The sequence below is a fragment of the Waltera sp. genome (assembly GCF_046969025.1).
GTDB classification, from domain to species: Bacteria; Bacillota; Clostridia; order Lachnospirales; family Lachnospiraceae; genus Acetatifactor; species Acetatifactor acetigignens.
Genome location: NZ_JBKVQF010000039.1, coordinates 1 through 16,590, shown reverse-complemented (window position 1 = coordinate 16,590; position 16,590 = coordinate 1). Strand labels below are relative to the sequence as shown.

Sequence of the window (16,590 nt, the reverse complement as noted above, 5' to 3'; positions counted from 1 at the left end):
AAAGTTACAACTTGATAGAGATTTTTAAGGACGAGGGTATCAGCGGAGCGAAAGCTAATGAGGACGAAATGAGTATTGAGCGTGACGGTCTGCTTGATATGCTTGCTTCACTGAAAGAAAATAAAATTCAATATATTGTTGTACTGTCAACAAATCGTCTGTGGCGGCCAGACTTGGTGAAAGTTTTGTTACATAGGGAACTTAAAAAGAACAATGTGGATATCAGAGCAATCGACAGACCGAATTATTCTATCTACACGCAAAATCCCAATGAGATTTTTGTAAATGGTATGTTTGAACTGTTGGACGTGTATGAGCGGTTGGAGATAGCATTGAAATTAAAACGTGGACGATTGCAGAAAGCAAAGGACGGTGGTTATGCAGGCGGTGGCGCTCCATTTGGTTATGAGTGTCTGCGTGGTGGCAAAAAATTGTATGTAAATGCAACAGAGGCAAAAGCGGTACAAAGGGTGTTCCAGTTAAAACAGCTTATGCCCGATATGACATTAAAAAATATATCGGAGTTTATGAAAGCAGAAGGGTACAAGGGCAGGAAGGGAGCGGACTTTAATGTTATGCTTGTAAAACGTATTCTTGATAAAGAAAATTTTTACAAGGGGTGCTACAACTATGGAGGGATAGAGAGCGTAGGAGAGTATGAGCCGATACTTTCATAGGAAAAAGAGTGGTGCATTGCAACACTATCATTTTGAACGAATGTGCATATTATTCGGTAAATTATAGGAAAATGAAAAAATAGGGGAATAACTGTTACGAAATAGTTACATCAACGACAAAAATGTCAGAAAGGCAGTTGACATAGGTAAGACAGCATTCTGAATGGCATGGTTGGTATTACATTGTAGTTAAAAGTTTTATAAAAAATATAAGTAGGAAAGGACGTGCAGAAAGTATGGAAACATTGGAAAAGGTATTGGTCGAATATGATGAGATGTTTTGTGATGAAATATCAATTAAATTACTGTATCAGCATAAGAATAAAATCGAAGGTTTTGTGGATGAAAATAACAACCAAGTTAGCAAAAGTGCAGTAGCAGACTGGATTATGGAGAACTATTACAATGACAGAAAATTTGTGGGGTACTGCAAAGAGGGAAAAGGAAAAATACTCGAAACAGCGGAGCAAGTGTTACCTCAAATGTGTATACACACCTTAAGTTGGAAGATGCACAGAGAGAAATGGAGAGGCTTGAAAGGATAGAAAAAGAAATGAAAAAGTGTGCCAAGTAAGGAAATAAAGGGCATAGGGAAAAAGTACTGATGAGTACGAATCGGGTTTATACCTAGATTTGTACTCATTTTACTTACCGAGATATGGTAAAATATGCGATTTTATGCTAGGATAAGACCATTGGGTTAGATGTCGTGAAAGTGCGATAAAACCTAGGAAAAATAAGGATATACAAGGAAAAACGAAGATATGCAAGATAAAATAAAAGTACTATTCATCTGCCATGGAAACATCTGTCGTTCCCCCATGGCGGAATTCGTAATGAAAAAATTAGTATCCGATGCCGGACTCACCGCCCGCTTCCAGATCGCCTCCGCGGCCACCAGCACAGAGGAAATCTGGAACGGCATCGGGAATCCGGTGTATCCGCCGGCGAAGTCGGAGCTGGCGAGGCATGGGATCTCCTGTGAGGGGAAGCGGGCCAGACAGGTGACGAGAGCGGATTATGCGGAATATGATTATCTGATTGGTATGGATGGTGCGAATATCCGCAACATGCTGCGGATATTCGGGGGAGATCCGGAGGGGAAAGTAGCGAAGCTACTTTCCTATGCGGGATCGGAACGGGATATTTCGGATCCATGGTATACGGGAGATTTTGGAACGACCTACGATGACGTTCTGGAAGGCTGTACCGCGTTCCTTGAATATTTACAACAAAACAGCAAAATCGACACATGATCTGACACTGCCAACACTGTACATATGACAAATGTGTCATGCGTGAAAAGTTCACAGAATCACCACATTTTTCTCACAATTCCTTCGCAGATGACCTTTATCATAAGAGACAGATAAGGGGAAGTAAATATTCACAAGTTTTTTAAGGAATGAATGGAACAGGAGGAATGAGAAGATGAGAAGATGGAATTTACCCCAGGTGAACACAAAAGTAATGTGCGCAGTGTTGACTGCTGCCATGGTGATGACCGGATTTACAGCATGCGGAGGAACAACATCTGCGGGCACGGAGAGCGCAGCAAGTGAATCGGCAGAACAGGAGGAGACAATCGCGCCGGAGGGCACGACGGAACAGAGCACGGTGGAGCAAAGTACGGAAACAGAATCAGGTGAAGAGAAGGTGGAATCTTATCTTGGTCAAATCACAGCCATTGACGGCAATGTGATCTCCATTGCGCTGGCAGAGAAGCCGGAGACTCCGGATGGAGAAACACCAACTGGAGAAAAGTCTGACGGTCAGGCACCGGACGGCAACGGAGGCACTCCTAATGGAGAAGCACCTGCTGGTGAGGTACCCAGTGGGGAAAAGTCTGATGCTCAGGCACCGGACGGCGAAAAACCTACTGGAGAATCCTCGGACGGTCAGAAACCCGAGAAAGATATGTTAGATGAGATGACCTTAACTCTCAGCGGAGATACTATGACTATCACAGTCAATGACGATACGATCATTACGATTGACGGAGAAGATGCCACTCTGGACGAACTTCAGGTAGGTGATACCGTATCCTTTTTCCTGGATGGTGAGACAGTGACTTCATTGAGCGTAGGTATGCCGGAGTCGACACAGCCTATGCAGGCCCCGGAGCAAAATTAAGCTGACGTAAGAGCATGGCACCGAGAATCTCTGCCATTTCTTCCGGGGACTGGGGATCGGATTCTTTCAGCCAGGTCTCTACGACACCGACACAGCCGGTGATAATGAAGGAGCAGAGATATTCATAATTAGCATCGGATTGCGCACTTTCCAGAACCTGGAGAGTGCGCTTTTCAATCTGATCTTTCAGGCGATTGACGAAAGCCAGATCCCCATGAGGGCCGATCATGACCTTGGCCAGATCCCTGTTTCGGTCCAGAAAACGGAAGAATTCCAACAACGGCCCCTGAGAGGCCAGAGAATTGGTAACGACCGGTTTCTGCTCCATGATTTCATTAAATTCCAGGAACATTTCATCCTCGACTTTATGGAGCATATCGTAGATATCGTCATAATGCAGATAAAAGGTTCCGCGGTTGATATCCACCAGTTCGGTCAGCTCCTTGACGGAGATATCCTGAATATCATGGGTTTCTAACATTTTTACCAGCCCCTGTAATAAGAGAGCTCTTGTCTTGCGCACACGGCGATCCATTTTTTCCATAAGACAATCCACCAGCCTTTCCGGGAAAAGAAGAAATCATTTCCTATATGTAATACAAATCTGAATTTTTTCTAAAATAATAGACGAACATCGCGAAAATGTCTAAAAATAAACAATCACAAAAAATCTGTAGCTTGCTTTTTCTTCCCCATTATTATATTTTGCATGTGGCAGAAAATCAACACAAGTTCATTAAATGACATTAATACAATTTCTCATCTTTGTAGTAAGTCTTTACAGATGTTCAAAAACATTTTAAACTAGAGACATATAAAATCAAATACATAAATAAGGGTACAAAGAGAGAAAAAGCAGGAGGGAACTATGGCAGACAACGCAGAAAAAGACAAAAAAGATAATTCCTTTATGATGAAACTTGCCACGCTCATTGTAGACAAACGAAAAGGATTTTATCTGATCTTTATTGTTTTATGCATATTTTGCGTATTATCCATGAACAGAGTCAAGGTTAATAACGATCTGACCACTTATTTGCCGGACACAACAGAGACCAGAAGGGGACTGGATCTGATGGATTCGGAATTTACCACGTATGGCTCCGCCCGGATCCTGATCTGTAACGTGACGTTTGACGAGGCACAGAAACTGGCAGATCAGGTGGAGGAGATGGACGGTGTCAGCATGTTGGATTTCGATGACACCGAGGATCATTATCATGACATGGAGGCTTTATTGTCTGTCACTTTTGATGAGGAAGCAGACACGGAAGCTACACAGCAGCATCTGGATGAGGTATTGGATGCATTGTCCGATTATGATGTTTACTATTCTTCCGATATCGGTCAGGAAGAGCGTGACGCAGATGACTTGAATAATGATATGATCGTCATTCTGTTGTTGGCAGCAGTGGTTATCGTAGCCGTATTGTTATTTACCTCTACGACTTATGCGGAAATCCCGGTTTATCTGACTACATTTATTGTGGCAGCTATTTTGAACAAAGGTACGAACTACTGGTTCGGAACCATCAGTTTTGTTACGAACTCCATCGCGGTGGTACTGCAGTTAGGTCTGGCGGTAGACTATGCCATCATTCTTGCTCACCGTTTTATGGAAGAACATGAGGACAAGGATGCCAGAGAGGCTGTGATTGTTGCTTTGAGTAAGGCAATCCCGGAGATTTCCTCCAGTTCCCTGACCACCATCTCCGGTATGGTAGCCATGATGTTCATGCAGTTTAGAATTGGTTATGATATGGGTATCATTCTGGCAAAATCCATTATTTTCAGTATGGTAGCCGTATTCTTCCTGATGCCCGGACTGTTGTTGACCTTTTCCAAGGCCATCGACAACACCCATCACAAGAGCTTCGTTCCGAAGATCACAGCAGTCGGTAAGTTTTGTGTGGCTACCCGCTACATTATACCGCCTATTCTGATCGTAGGTGTTATTATAGCATTTTTCCTGTCCAATAAGGCAAACTACGTGTACGATACCAACACTCTGGAATCCAGTACTATGAGTGATAATAAATTCTCCGTCAGCATGGTAAATAAGGAATTCGGTATGGTGAACCAGCTGGCGGTCATTGTGCCGAACGGTGATTATGAAAAAGAGGCACAGACACTGAAAGCTCTGGAAAAGCTGGATGTGGTGAAATCCTGTCAGGGACTTGGCAATATCGAGGCCATGGACGGCTATATGCTGACGGATAAGCTGACCCCCAGGCAGTTTGCGGAACTGATCGATTTGGATATTGAAGTGGCGGATATGTTGTATTCGGCATATGCACTGGATCAGAGCGATTATGGTGCGCTGGTCAGTGGCGTCAGTGAATACGAAGTTCCGTTTATTGATATGTTCCTGTTCATTTATGATCAGAAAGAAAGCGGCAACATCACACTGGACGATGATCTGGAAGAAACTCTGACGGATGCTTATTCCCAGATCTGTATTGCGAAAGATCAGCTGCTGGGCGAAGACAATTCCCGATTTGTTCTGGAATTGAATGTTCCTTATGAGGGAGAAGAGACCACAGCAGCACTGGATCAGATCCGTAATACCGTGGCAAAGTTCTATAATATAGATGACATTCTGCTGGTCGGTAACGCCACCAGTGATAAGGATCTGGGCGATTCCTTCGCAACGGATAATACGATCATCACGGTGCTGACAGCATTGTTCGTTATGATCATCCTGCTGTTCACCTTCCAGTCCGCCGGTCTGCCGGTACTGTTGGTTGTAACGATTCAGGGTAGTATCTGGATGAACTTCTCATTGCCGTATCTGTTGAATGAAAATGTATATTTCCTGGGATATCTGGTAGTATCTGCGATCCAGATGGGTGCAACGATCGACTACGCTATCGTTATCACCAGCCGTTACATGGATCTGAAGACATATATGCCGATCAAGGAAGCCGCCATCGAAGCACTGAACCAGGCGTTCCCTACCATTGTTACCAGTGGATCCATGCTGGTATCTGCGGGATTTATTATCAGCTATGTATCTTCCAATGCAGCGGTAGCGGCCATCGGACTGGCTCTTGGTCGTGGTACTCTGACATCTATTTTGTTGGTACTGCTGGCATTGCCGCAGACACTGCTGATCGGAGATATCATTATTCAGAAGACAGCATTTACACTGAAACGGGATCTGGCAAAGCCCTTGCCCTCCGCCGGAAGAATCCGTATGAACGGTCACATCAAGGGTTATGTCAATGGTGTGTTGGAGGGTGATTTCATCGGTGTCATTGATGGTGAGATGGGTGCGGTGGTGCGTCCCAAGGATACCGTGACGATGGAGGAGCGGGACGATGCCCCGGAAGAAAACTATCCCAGACTGGAAGCCCAGGAGCTGCCGGAGGATGAGACAGCCGGACAGAAAGCAACCGGAGCAGATACAGAAGCTGCGGATAAGAAAGCTTCGGATAAAGAAAAAACAGCAGAAAGCGAGGGAACAGAAGATGAACAGTAAGAGATTATTATGTTTCCTGCTGGGAGCAGCACTGATCCTGCAGACACCGGCCACCGCCTATGCAGCAGAAACTTTGACCTATGAGCAGTACAGAGGCGGCAGCGGTTATAGCAGCACGATAAAGGAGCAGGATTATGCAGTCATAGAGATCAGCACGGAGGAGGATCTGCGGAAACTGGTGGAGAACTGTGTACTGGACAGTTGGTCCAGAGATAAAAAAGTAGTGCTGCAGAACGACATTGTTCTGAGCATGACAGGTGAACTCAGTATTCCTACGTTTGCAGGAATCTTTGACGGCAGCGGTTTTACTATTTCCAATGTGAAACTGACCGGAGACGGTTCGGCAGTGGGATTGTTCCGCTATGTGCAGGAGGGAGCAAAAGTCCGCAACCTTACGGTCACGGGGGAAGTATCTCCCTCTGGAAGTCAGGATCAGGTCGGCGGTATCGTCGGTGTGAACTATGGCAGCATTGAAAATTGTAAATTTACCGGAAATGTGGTCGGTGATACGGATGTCGGCGGTATTGCCGGAGTCAATGCCGAGAGCGGAGAGATCCGTCGGTGTGAATCCTCCGGAAATGTGATCGGCAATCATTCCGCAGGCGGTATTGTGGGCAACAACCACGGTATTCTGAATAACTGCAGCAACAATGGCAATATCAATACGTACAGCACGGAAGTGACTTATGATCTGGAAGATATCACCATGGACAATCTGGAGCAGATCAACAGTACCTCCAATGTGGCAGCTCATACGGACACCGGCGGAATCGCAGGTATTTCGGATGGTAAGATTTATTATTGCTCCAATTCCGGTGCCATCGGCTACCAGCACGTAGGCTACAATACCGGAGGTATCGTAGGCAGACTGCATCAGGGCTATCTGCAGAACTGCACCAACACCGGATATGTGCAGGGCAGAAAAGATGTGGGCGGTATCGTGGGTCAGATGGAGCCGTTCCTGGAAATCCAGTATCTCAGTGACAAGCTGAAGGAACTGGATACGGAGACAGACAAATTCCTGGATATGTTGGATGCCACCCAGAAAGATGTGAGCAGCTATAGCAAACAGGCATCCAGTATTGCCAAGAGTATCAGTTCGAACCTGAAAGATGCCAACAATGCGGGAAGTTCTCTGACCGGGACCGCTCATGATCTGTGGTATATTTACAATCAAGAGTTGAACGGCGTCAGCAACGATCTGAAAGTCCTGAATGACGATCTGAACAAGCAGGCGGATAATGACAAGAATAACGGCAACAGTCATGACGTTACCATCAGTGGAAATGATATTTGGAATGGTAACTGGGGTGGCGATGGCGATCATGACGTCAGTGGCGGAAACATTACCATCACCGTACCGGACGATACGGAGAGCTATAAATCGGCACTGAAAAAATTCGGAGAGAATGCCACCAAGCGTCTGGATAACATGACGAATGCTTCCACGGATCGCAGTGGCGGTATCAAAGATAATCTGGATACACTGAATGACAGGCTCGACAAGGCTTTTGACCAGTTGGGTCAGTTGGGGGATGTACTGGAAGCCGGGACAGACAGCACCAGTGCCCACATGGATGAGCTGATGGATCAGGCCAGAGTTCTGCGGAATCTGGTCAGCGAAATCCGGGATGATCTCTTCCGGTATGAAGGAATTTCTGTAGAAGATACTTCGGATGAGTCAGCCAGCAAGGAAGAGGTGAACCCCGGAGATCCCGATGCGGAGGATGACACCGCAGAACCGGAAGGAACCGAAGAAGCGCGCTATGATACTTCCAGCTTCCAGAAGGGAAAGGTCACCTTATGTGTGAACCGCGGTACGGTGGAAGCCGATACGAATGTGGGCGGTATCGTTGGACAGGTGGCAACGGAATACGATTTTGACCCTGAGGACGATATCACTTTAACCGGAACGGAGAGTTTCGATGTGGAGCAGACGGTCAAGGCAGTCATCAGAGACAGCCGCAACCTTGGAGACGTGACCGGTAAAAAAGACTATGTCGGCGGTGTGGTCGGTAAAGCAGAATATGGCGCAGTCATTTCCTGTGAGTCTTATGCACCCGTAGAGAGTACCGGAGGCAGCTATGTGGGAGGAATTGCCGGATCTGCCAGCTATGCGATCCGCAGCTGTTACAGCATGGGCAGGATCACCGGTAAAAATAATATCGGAGGTATTGCCGGAGAAGGCTGTGATATTTTCTACAGCTATGCGTACAATGATCTGGATATGTCCGGCGAAGGCCAGGGCAGCATTGCCGGAAAAGTCAGTGATGATGGAACTCTGTATGGCAACTATTATGTGGAAGGCGGAGCCGGTGGCGTAGACGGCATTGGTTATCAGGGCGGTGCTACCCCGTTGTCCTACCAGGAATTCTGCAGCAAAGACGTTCCGGACGCTTTCTCACAGTTTACCATTACCTTCCAGGCGGATGGTGTAGAAGTGGCTTCCTATAAATGCGGTTACGGGGATTATCTGTCGGCAGACCAGATTCCGGAAGTACCGGAGAAGGATGGCTATTACGGTGTGTGGCCGGATTATGATTTCAGTGATATTACCGGTAATAAAGTGCTGGAAGCAGAGTATGAGGAATGGACCGCATCCATTGCTTCCGCAGAGAAAAACGATAACAATAAGGCACTGGTTATGGCAGAAGGCAACTTCTATCCCAATGCAGCATTGCATCTGCAGGTAGAGGGAAATACTTATACAGTATCCATGACCAATTCCATGGAAGAGGATGCACCGGACTATACCGGAGAAGCAACCTTGCGTGTCTACTGTGAGGATGCGGATAACACTGTCATAGAGGTAGCACAGGATGGAGAGTACACGGAAGTGGAATCCACTGTGATCGGCAGCTATAGACAGTTTACCATGGAAGTGCCCGGCAGCTTCCGCACGGTAGAGGTCGAGGGCAGTCATACACTGCTGATCGTACTTTGCATCGTCGGTGGTGCAGTCGTGATCCTGTTGATCGTATTGTTAGGGAAAAAAGCGGCAAAACGCCGGAAGACGCGCAAGGCGGCAAAACGTGACCGGAAAGCCGGAAAAGCTGACGAGGACCAGAGCGGCACAAACGAAAGTGATTCAAAGGACAGCCCAGCAGAAGGTACTGATGTTACGGATGCAACAGAAGATGCCGGACAGACGGCTGACGCAGAGGAATAACAATGATTCAGGCAGTTTTATTTGACATGGACGGTACGCTGATCGATACCGAAAAATATTACCGTATTTTCTGGCCGAAGGCACTGGCAGCCTGTGGGTATACCATGACAGATGAGCAGGCACTTACGATGCGCAGTCTGGGACGCCCCTTTGCCCCCAGACAGCTCAAGGACTGGTACGGTGAAGATTTTGACTATTATGTGGTGCGTGACAAACGAAAAGAGATGATGGAAGAAACACTGGACCGGGATGGCATCAAATGCAAGCCCGGTGCCGTGGAGCTTCTGGAAGATCTGAAAAAAAGGCATATCACCGCAGCGGTTGCCACAGCGACGGATCTGGAGCGGACGGAAAAATATCTGGCACTGACAGGACTTCGGCCGTATTTTGAGAAACTGATCTCGGCCACTATGGTAGCGGAAGGTAAGCCATCCCCGGATATTTATCTCTATGCCTGCAAGCAGCTGGGACTGGCACCGGAAGAGTGCATGGCCGTGGAGGATTCTCCCAACGGAGTCATGAGTGCTTACCGCGCCGGCTGTAGGGTCGTGATGGTGCCGGATCAGACACAGCCAGATGAAAAATTAAAAAAATGTCTGTACGCCTGCGTACCGACCCTGGCAGATATCAGCCACCTCATTTAGAGGTGGCTATATTTGTCATAGTAGCTTGATTTTTGTATTCCAGTGTGTTATTATTTTAACGATTAGAGTGACTATTCGGAAGACAATGAAATCAAGCGGGACTGCTTTGTCATGCTTGCATGTAAAAAGCAGTTTTGCTTGATTTTAGGTGACTCGAATAGAGTCACCGCCACACATATGAGCAAAAATAGCTGCGCAGCAGCGAAAGCACGATTTATCGTGCGATTTTGCGAATAATGTGTGGAATGTATTCATACTTGGAGCCCACGAGGGGCGGAAAGGAATGGAAGAAAATGAATTTTGATGACATCGTAGCAAAAGTAAAAGAGTGTGGGAAGAAGACCGTCGCAGTCTCCGTTGCACAAGACAGTGCAGTACTGGAAGCTGTACATGAGGCCAAGAGACTGGGCATTGCAGATGCAATCCTGGTAGGTGATGAGGCAAAGATCCGTGAGATTGCAGCCGGACTGAATATGGACCTCTCCGATTATGAGATCATCAATGAGCCGGATATGATCGAAGCTTCCCTGAAAGCTGTAAAGCTGGCACATGACGGCCGTGCAGATATGTATATGAAGGGCCTGATCGACTCCAAGAACTTCTTAAAGAGCGTACTGAACAAAGAAGTAGGCCTTCGTACCGGTGGAACCCTGTCTCATGTATGTGTATTTGAGATTCCCGGCATTGACAGACTTCTGTTCCTGACCGATGTTGCATTCATGACCTATCCTACACTGGAGGAGAAGGTTCAGATCATCAAGAACACCATTCCGGTATGTAATGCCTGCGGCGTTGCAGAGCCTAAGGTAGCACCTTTAGCAGCAGTTGAGGTTGTAAATCCCAAGATGCCCGTTACCGTAGATGCGGCAGAACTGACTAAGATGTGCGAAGAAGGACAGATTCCCGGCTGTATCGTAGACGGCCCGCTGTCTCTTGACCTGGCGATCGATCCCGAGGCAGCCAAGCATAAGGGAGCTACCGACCGTAAGATCCAGGGTGATGCAGATGTATTGCTGTTCCCGGATATCCATGCCGGCAACCTTGTATACAAAGCAATCGTACATATGGTAAAAGTAAAGAACGGATGCATCCTGACCGGTACCAAGGTACCCGTAGTCCTGACCAGCCGTTCCGATACCTTCGAGACCAAGGTATACTCCCTGGCACTGGCTGCAGTTGTAGCAGAAGAGATGAAAAAGAATCAGAAATAAGCTATGGATATCGTGATCGAAGCCGCTGTGGAAGCTGCGGGAGAACTGCTGTCGGCAGGTATAGATGCTGTAGTGGACAAAGCGGTAAAGCATAAGAGCGAATATAAGAGTGAATATAGGAGGAAACACACAATGGCAATCAAGAGTCTGATCATCAACCCCGGTTCCACCTCCACCAAGATCGGTGTATTTGAGGATGAGAACTTATTATTTGAAGAAACCCTGAGACATTCTACCGAGGAGATCTCCAAATACGATACTATTTTCGAACAGAAGGATTTCCGTAAGAAGATCATTACCGATCTGCTGGCAGAGAAGAACTGCGATCTGAAGAGCTTCAACGTGATCGTAGGACGTGGCGGTCTGTTAAAGCCCATCCCCAGTGGTACCTATGCGGTAACCGATGATCTGCTGGAGGATTTAAAAGTAGGTGTACAGGGTCAGCATGCTTCTAACTTAGGCGGTATTCTGGCAAGAGAGATCGGTGATGAGATCGGCGTTCCCTCTTACATCGTAGACCCCGTTGTAGTAGATGAGCTGATGCCCATCGCAAGATATTCCGGTCTGGAAGAGATCCCCAGAGGAAGTATCTTCCATGCCCTGAACCAGAAGGCAGTTGCCAAGAGATATGCAAAAGAGGCCGGCAAGCCTTATGAGTCCTTACGTCTGGTAGTCGTGCACATGGGCGGCGGCGTATCCGTAGGCGCACATGAGGACGGCAAGGTTGTAGACGTATTCAGTGCATTTGACGGTGACGGTGCATTCTCTCCGGAGCGTGCAGGCGGTGTGCCTTGCGCAGCACTGGTAAAAATGTGCTTCTCCGGAAAATATACTGAGAAGGAGATCAGTGCAAAGCTGATCGGCAAGGGCGGCCTGAATTCTTACCTGGGTACCAACGATATGCGTGAAGTTACCAAGCGTGCCAATGAAGGCGATGCCAAGGCAGCGGAGGTGAAGCAGGCATTCCTGTTACAGGTAGCCAAAGACATCGGTGCTATGGCCTGTGTGCTGAACGGCAAGGTAGACCAGATCGTTATCACCGGAGGCATTGCATATGGTGAGGATGTAGTGGCTAAGCTGAAAGAGAGATGCGGCTGGATCGCTCCTGTGACCGTATATCCTGGTGAGGACGAGCTGTTAGCTCTGGCTCAGGGCGCTCTGCGTGTCATGAACGGCGAAGAACAGGTGAAGCAGTACTAATTTAGAGTAAAAATATAGAACTCCCGGTGGAATGATTCCATCGGGAGTTTTTTACTTTAGGGAATAGACTTTCTGTCAGCATTATGATTTTAACTAAAAATCAGCTTTGACAGAATCCCCAGTACCAGCATGTGTACCGGATAAAAGGCATAGCAGGCAAGCTGGATCTTACGGTTATGCGCGCCCTGGCGTCCATGGTAGCACCACAGAAGCGGCAGACACAACAGCGCCAGTCCCTGTTCTGAAATCTCGAAGGCATGACCGAAAAGCTGTAATGGAATCTGCATTCCTGCCAACAGCATGACATTGATCCAGTAGAGCCCGGCAAACTGTCCGGCAAGCTGCCACCAATTTTTCCCATGGAAGAGATAGAATACGATAACAGTCAGAACGCCTTCTCCGTAATAGTCGAACATGAGGAGGGTTGCCAGCACGTAGCCCACTGCAGATAGCAGCAGGATCGACGGAATCCACAGCCAGACCGGACATTTTTTCCGTAGGGTATCTATTGCCCAGATACACAGGAAGCCTGTGAGCAGTGTCCAGATCACGTTCTGATGAAACGGGTAGAATAACAGCCCACTGTACATCAGATTGATGGGAAGCTCAGAAAGAATGGCCAGAAGAAGCAGGCGCATGCAATATTTTTTCCTATCATGGGTATGGAAGAAGCCTTCCACCAGGAAAAAGGCGAACATGGGAAATGCCAGTCTGCCGATGCCGGTCAGCCACCAAGCATCTCCGGCGAGGGTAGCCCACAGGTGATCACAGAACATGAACGCCATAGCGAGGATATGCAGCGTCAGAGCACTGAGATCCGGTGGGAAAATAGAACAATGGGATACTTTGTTTTGCAAAATAAAACTCCTTTCAAAATTCCTTACGGAAGGATATAGTTGCATTATATCTTGTTTATGCGCTATAGTAAATATATCTGTGAAAGAGTATATGAAATTCCAATGATGGCCTACCCGGCATTTATATGCCGCAAAGCCTGTCGGGCGCACAGATATTGACAGAAAAACAAAATGCAGCACAGGAGGAATACAATGCGTCGTAACGATCGTGAGATTACAGAATTTTCGGAAATGACAGATGTCATGAAGAGGTGTGATGTGTGCAGACTTGCACTGAATGATGAGGATGGCTATCCGTATCTTCTGCCGTTGAATTTCGGAATGGAAGAGACGGACGGCAGAGTGACACTCTATTTTCACGGGGCAAAAGAAGGAAAAAAATATGACTTGATCCGTAAGGATGTCAGGGCAAGCTTCGAGATGGATTGCTCCCACAGACTGGTGCTGTCGGAGAAAGAAGATGGCTGCCAGTGCACCATGGAATACGAGAGCGTGATCGGTCAGGGAACTATAGAGATCCTGTCGGATGCGGAAAAACAGAAAGCATTGAATCTTCTGATGAAGCAGTACTATCCTGACAGAACGGAGAATTTCGTATTCCGACCGGAAGTCGTAGCCATGACGGAGATATTCTGCCTGAAAGTGGAGCATATGACGGGGAAGAAACGTTTCAAAATGTCGTAGAAGATATCTTCTATTGATATCCCTACGGGATAGGGCAGCAGGAAAATAGAGATAAAATAGAGAGGATGAGGGACAATTATGTATACAGACGGACAGATCTATATGGGCCTGGCAGATGGTCAGCGTGTGAATATGCCGCTGAATATGAGTAACCGCCATGGACTGATCGCAGGAGCCAGCGGCACCGGCAAGACGATCACTATGAGGGCTATGGCAGAATCTTTTTCAGATGCGGGAGTGCCGGTATTTTTGTGTGATGTGAAGGGGGATGTCTCCGGAATTGCCACAGCCGGTGTGGCTTCGGAATCCATGGACAGGAGGATTGATAAATTCGGTATCCGCAACAGTTTTTCCTATAAGGCTTATCCGGTCTGCTTCTGGGACATCTATCAGGAGGGCGGCCATCCGGTGAGAGCCACCATCTCCGATATGGGACCGGAGCTTTTATCTCGTATTCTGGGGCTCACCGCTGCGCAGGAAGGTGTATTGAATATTGTCTTCCGGATCGCGGATGACAAGGGACTTTTATTGATCGACTTAAAGGATCTGCGTATTCTGCTGAATTATGTGGCAGAACACAAGGATGACTATCTGACCACCTACGGAAGTATCTCCAAGCAGTCCGTGGGCGGTATTCTGCGGGCGCTACTGCCTCTGGAGAATCAGGGCGGAGATCTCTTTTTCGGAGAACCGGATCTGGATATTTATGACTGGATGCGTACGGATGTGTACGGCAAAGGTATTGTCAATGTGCTGAACTGCGTAAAACTGGTGCAGAATCCCACACTGTATGCCAGCTTCCTGTTATGGATGATGTCAGAATTATTCCAGAAGCTTCCCGAGGCGGGAGATCTGGAAAAGCCGAAGCTGGTATTTTTCTTCGATGAGGCACACCTGTTGTTTGCTGATGCACCGAAGATACTGGTGCAGAAGATCGAGCAGGTGGTAAAGCTGATCCGTTCCAAGGGCGTGGGTATCTATTTCGTGACTCAGAGCCCCAGTGATATTCCCGATTCCGTGCTGGCACAGTTAAGCAACCGGGTACAGCATGCCCTCCGGGCGTACACTCCGGCGGAGCAGAAAGCTGTCCGGGCAGCAGCACAGTCCCTGCGGGCCAATCCTGCCTTTAAGGCAGAAGAAGTCATCATGGAACTGGGCGTAGGTGAGGCACTGACTTCCTTTCTGGATGAGAACGGCGTGCCCGGCATTGCCCAGCGTACCTCCATCATCTGCCCCCAGAGCTTTATGGGACCTGTGGATGAGACGGAGCGCAGGAATCTGATGGCGAGAGACGGCATGGGACGCTACGATGAGGCGGTGGACAATATTTCTGCCTACGAAGTGTTGACAGATACCATGGAGCATGAGGCGAAGGCAGCGCAGCTGGCCGCAGAGCGGGCACAGCTGGAAAAAGATAAGGAAGCGCTGGCAAAGCAGCAGGCAAAACTGCAGGAATCCACCGTAAAGCAGAAGCAGAAGGAATGGGAAGCCGCACAGAAAAAGAAGGAAAAGGCAGCGGAACGCAGACAGGCCCAGATCGAGCGTCAGCTGATCAATACCGGTGCCCAGGTCATCAAGAGAGGAATTTTGAGTACACTGTTTGGAAAGTAATTAGGAATAAAATTCTTTTGATGCTTATTCTGCCATCGTCAGCGGACGGAAAGATTATGCAAAACGATGGAAAGGCTAGAATAACTGGAACCAGAGAAAGTGTCCGCCAAAGATCAGCCAGAGGACGGACAGAACCGACAGCAGGATACAGACGATGGTTTTCGCCGGCTGCCGGGGGCGTCTGCAAAGTAACGGCGGTAGAGCGATGGCAAGCAGAAGGATCGGAATCCCGTCCCGGAAAAGCATAAGCCCGATGGCAAAGGCACCCAAAGCCAGGGTGAAGAGTGCTTCGTCTAAATTTGCTTCATTTTGTATAAATAAGAACGCACCAGTAAAGAAGAGAAACGCAAGAAGGATCACGGAAAAAATACTAAGACAGAGGATGCGAAGCCATTTCGCGGCTCTGTCTTTTTTCTGTTGTCTTACCTCGGTGATGACATCGCTCAGGAGTGTATTGGTGTCAGCAGAGGGCAGGGCAATCCGCTCACCGCGACAAAGCTCTTCAACCGATACCGACAGCACAGCCGCCAGATCGTCCAACAGAGAAATGTCGGGGTAAGCATTGCCGGTTTCCCAACGTGAGATTGCCTTGTTCGTAATATGTAACTGTTCGGCCAGCTGTTGCTGCGTCATTCCAAGAGCCATCCGCTGTTCCTTGATGAAAGTTCCCATTTTGGCCTTATCCATGTGCTTCACCAGCCCCCTTTATAGTTTTAATATTTGATTTCAGTATAGAAGAATCCGGGGGAATTGGCAATCTACCGAAGCGAGAATGCCGGGAAATTAACTGGAAAGTTATGCGAGCAATGAGCCGCGCATAGGCATAGTGAAGACAGCGATGAGCGCTTGCGCACGATTCGCTGTCTTCACTTATGCCGAGATGCGGCGAACGCCGCGATATGAAATAAGATTGGCAGCGTTTT

The 16,590-nt window shown here is 47.7% G+C and carries 14 protein-coding genes; 11 read left to right on the top strand and 3 right to left on the bottom strand.

Going from position 1 to position 16,590, the window contains the following annotated elements; all coding sequences use genetic code 11:
- From ACLTOH_RS14840 to ACLTOH_RS14825, 4 genes are all read left to right on the top strand, one after another.
- A partial coding sequence (locus ACLTOH_RS14840) for a recombinase family protein (RefSeq protein ID WP_412224331.1) occupies positions 1 to 677 on the top strand: 677 nt, incomplete at its 5' end.
- Between the two features lie 236 nt (positions 678 to 913).
- The gene (locus ACLTOH_RS14835) at positions 914 to 1,222 is read left to right on the top strand and encodes a hypothetical protein (RefSeq protein ID WP_117465519.1); all 309 of its coding nucleotides are present in this window, start codon (positions 914 to 916) and stop codon (positions 1,220 to 1,222) included.
- 219 nt (positions 1,223 to 1,441) lie between these two features.
- Positions 1,442 to 1,933 (top strand): low molecular weight protein-tyrosine-phosphatase, encoded by a 492-nt coding sequence (locus ACLTOH_RS14830; protein WP_412224329.1) that lies wholly within the window; start codon positions 1,442 to 1,444, stop codon positions 1,931 to 1,933.
- A gap of 175 nt (positions 1,934 to 2,108) precedes the next feature.
- On the top strand, positions 2,109 to 2,810 hold the full coding sequence (locus ACLTOH_RS14825) for a hypothetical protein (protein ID WP_412224328.1): 702 nt from the start codon (positions 2,109 to 2,111) through the stop codon (positions 2,808 to 2,810).
- On the opposite strand, the gene ACLTOH_RS14820 is transcribed toward ACLTOH_RS14825, so the two are convergent.
- A complete protein-coding gene (locus ACLTOH_RS14820) occupies positions 2,785 to 3,354 on the bottom strand; it encodes a TetR-like C-terminal domain-containing protein (protein ID WP_412224327.1) in 570 nt (189 codons plus the stop codon). The genes ACLTOH_RS14825 and ACLTOH_RS14820 overlap by 26 nt on opposite strands.
- Before the next feature lie 324 nt (positions 3,355 to 3,678).
- On the opposite strand from ACLTOH_RS14820, the gene ACLTOH_RS14815 reads away from it, so the two are divergent.
- The 5 genes from ACLTOH_RS14815 (at position 3,679) to buk (ending at position 12,515) form a co-directional block, all read left to right on the top strand.
- Positions 3,679 to 6,291, top strand: coding sequence for an efflux RND transporter permease subunit (locus ACLTOH_RS14815; protein ID WP_022312204.1), 2,613 nt, complete (start codon positions 3,679 to 3,681; stop codon positions 6,289 to 6,291).
- Positions 6,182 to 9,460, top strand: a complete 3,279-nt coding sequence (locus tag ACLTOH_RS14810) for a GLUG motif-containing protein (protein ID WP_412224326.1) — start codon at positions 6,182 to 6,184, stop codon at positions 9,458 to 9,460. Before ACLTOH_RS14815 ends, ACLTOH_RS14810 begins: the two co-directional genes overlap by 110 nt.
- A 2-nt stretch (positions 9,461 to 9,462) precedes the next feature.
- Positions 9,463 to 10,104, top strand: coding sequence for an HAD family phosphatase (locus ACLTOH_RS14805; RefSeq protein ID WP_337415349.1), 642 nt, complete (start codon positions 9,463 to 9,465; stop codon positions 10,102 to 10,104).
- A 293-nt stretch (positions 10,105 to 10,397) separates the two neighbouring features.
- Positions 10,398 to 11,315, top strand: a complete 918-nt coding sequence (gene ptb, locus ACLTOH_RS14800; RefSeq protein WP_022154277.1) for a phosphate butyryltransferase — start codon at positions 10,398 to 10,400, stop codon at positions 11,313 to 11,315.
- Positions 11,316 to 11,447: 132 nt separating this feature from the next.
- The gene (gene buk, locus ACLTOH_RS14795; RefSeq protein ID WP_118505623.1) at positions 11,448 to 12,515 is read left to right on the top strand and encodes a butyrate kinase; all 1,068 of its coding nucleotides are present in this window, start codon (positions 11,448 to 11,450) and stop codon (positions 12,513 to 12,515) included.
- An 89-nt stretch (positions 12,516 to 12,604) separates the two neighbouring features.
- Here buk and ACLTOH_RS14790 read toward each other — a convergent pair whose 3' ends face one another.
- Entirely contained in the window at positions 12,605 to 13,372 is a 768-nt protein-coding gene (locus ACLTOH_RS14790) for a TraX family protein (protein WP_227064714.1), read from the bottom strand.
- A gap of 192 nt (positions 13,373 to 13,564) precedes the next feature.
- On the opposite strand from ACLTOH_RS14790, the gene ACLTOH_RS14785 reads away from it, so the two are divergent.
- Complete coding sequence (locus ACLTOH_RS14785) at positions 13,565 to 14,056, top strand: pyridoxamine 5'-phosphate oxidase family protein (RefSeq protein ID WP_337545265.1); 492 nt, start codon at positions 13,565 to 13,567, stop codon at positions 14,054 to 14,056.
- Positions 14,057 to 14,134: 78 nt separating this feature from the next.
- Positions 14,135 to 15,667: a helicase HerA-like domain-containing protein gene (locus tag ACLTOH_RS14780; RefSeq protein ID WP_412224325.1), complete on the top strand. Its 1,533-nt coding sequence runs from the start codon at positions 14,135 to 14,137 to the stop codon at positions 15,665 to 15,667.
- 75 nt (positions 15,668 to 15,742) lie between these two features.
- Here the strand turns inward: ACLTOH_RS14780 and ACLTOH_RS14775 are convergent, their stop codons facing one another.
- Positions 15,743 to 16,354 carry a helix-turn-helix domain-containing protein gene (locus ACLTOH_RS14775; protein WP_337545267.1) on the bottom strand — a complete coding sequence of 204 codons (612 nt, stop codon included), beginning with the start codon at positions 16,352 to 16,354 and terminating at the stop codon, positions 15,743 to 15,745.
- Positions 16,355 to 16,590: the final 236 nt, after the last annotated feature.

What these genes read in the sequence shown, in the direction of transcription:
- ACLTOH_RS14805 (WP_337415349.1), top strand. Translation starts at nt 9,463, where the DNA reads ATGATTCAGGCAGTTTTATTTGACATGGACGGTACGCTGATCGATACC.
- ACLTOH_RS14825 (WP_412224328.1), top strand. Translation starts at nt 2,109, where the DNA reads ATGAGAAGATGGAATTTACCCCAGGTGAACACAAAAGTAATGTGCGCA.
- buk (WP_118505623.1), top strand. Translation starts at nt 11,448, where the DNA reads ATGGCAATCAAGAGTCTGATCATCAACCCCGGTTCCACCTCCACCAAG.
- ACLTOH_RS14780 (WP_412224325.1), top strand. Translation starts at nt 14,135, where the DNA reads ATGTATACAGACGGACAGATCTATATGGGCCTGGCAGATGGTCAGCGT.
- ACLTOH_RS14815 (WP_022312204.1), top strand. Translation starts at nt 3,679, where the DNA reads ATGGCAGACAACGCAGAAAAAGACAAAAAAGATAATTCCTTTATGATG.
- ACLTOH_RS14775 (WP_337545267.1), bottom strand. Translation starts at nt 16,354, where the DNA reads ATGGATAAGGCCAAAATGGGAACTTTCATCAAGGAACAGCGGATGGCT.
- ACLTOH_RS14785 (WP_337545265.1), top strand. Translation starts at nt 13,565, where the DNA reads ATGCGTCGTAACGATCGTGAGATTACAGAATTTTCGGAAATGACAGAT.
- ACLTOH_RS14830 (WP_412224329.1), top strand. Translation starts at nt 1,442, where the DNA reads ATGCAAGATAAAATAAAAGTACTATTCATCTGCCATGGAAACATCTGT.
- ACLTOH_RS14810 (WP_412224326.1), top strand. Translation starts at nt 6,182, where the DNA reads ATGAGACAGCCGGACAGAAAGCAACCGGAGCAGATACAGAAGCTGCGG.
- ptb (WP_022154277.1), top strand. Translation starts at nt 10,398, where the DNA reads ATGAATTTTGATGACATCGTAGCAAAAGTAAAAGAGTGTGGGAAGAAG.
- ACLTOH_RS14820 (WP_412224327.1), bottom strand. Translation starts at nt 3,354, where the DNA reads ATGGAAAAAATGGATCGCCGTGTGCGCAAGACAAGAGCTCTCTTATTA.
- ACLTOH_RS14835 (WP_117465519.1), top strand. Translation starts at nt 914, where the DNA reads ATGGAAACATTGGAAAAGGTATTGGTCGAATATGATGAGATGTTTTGT.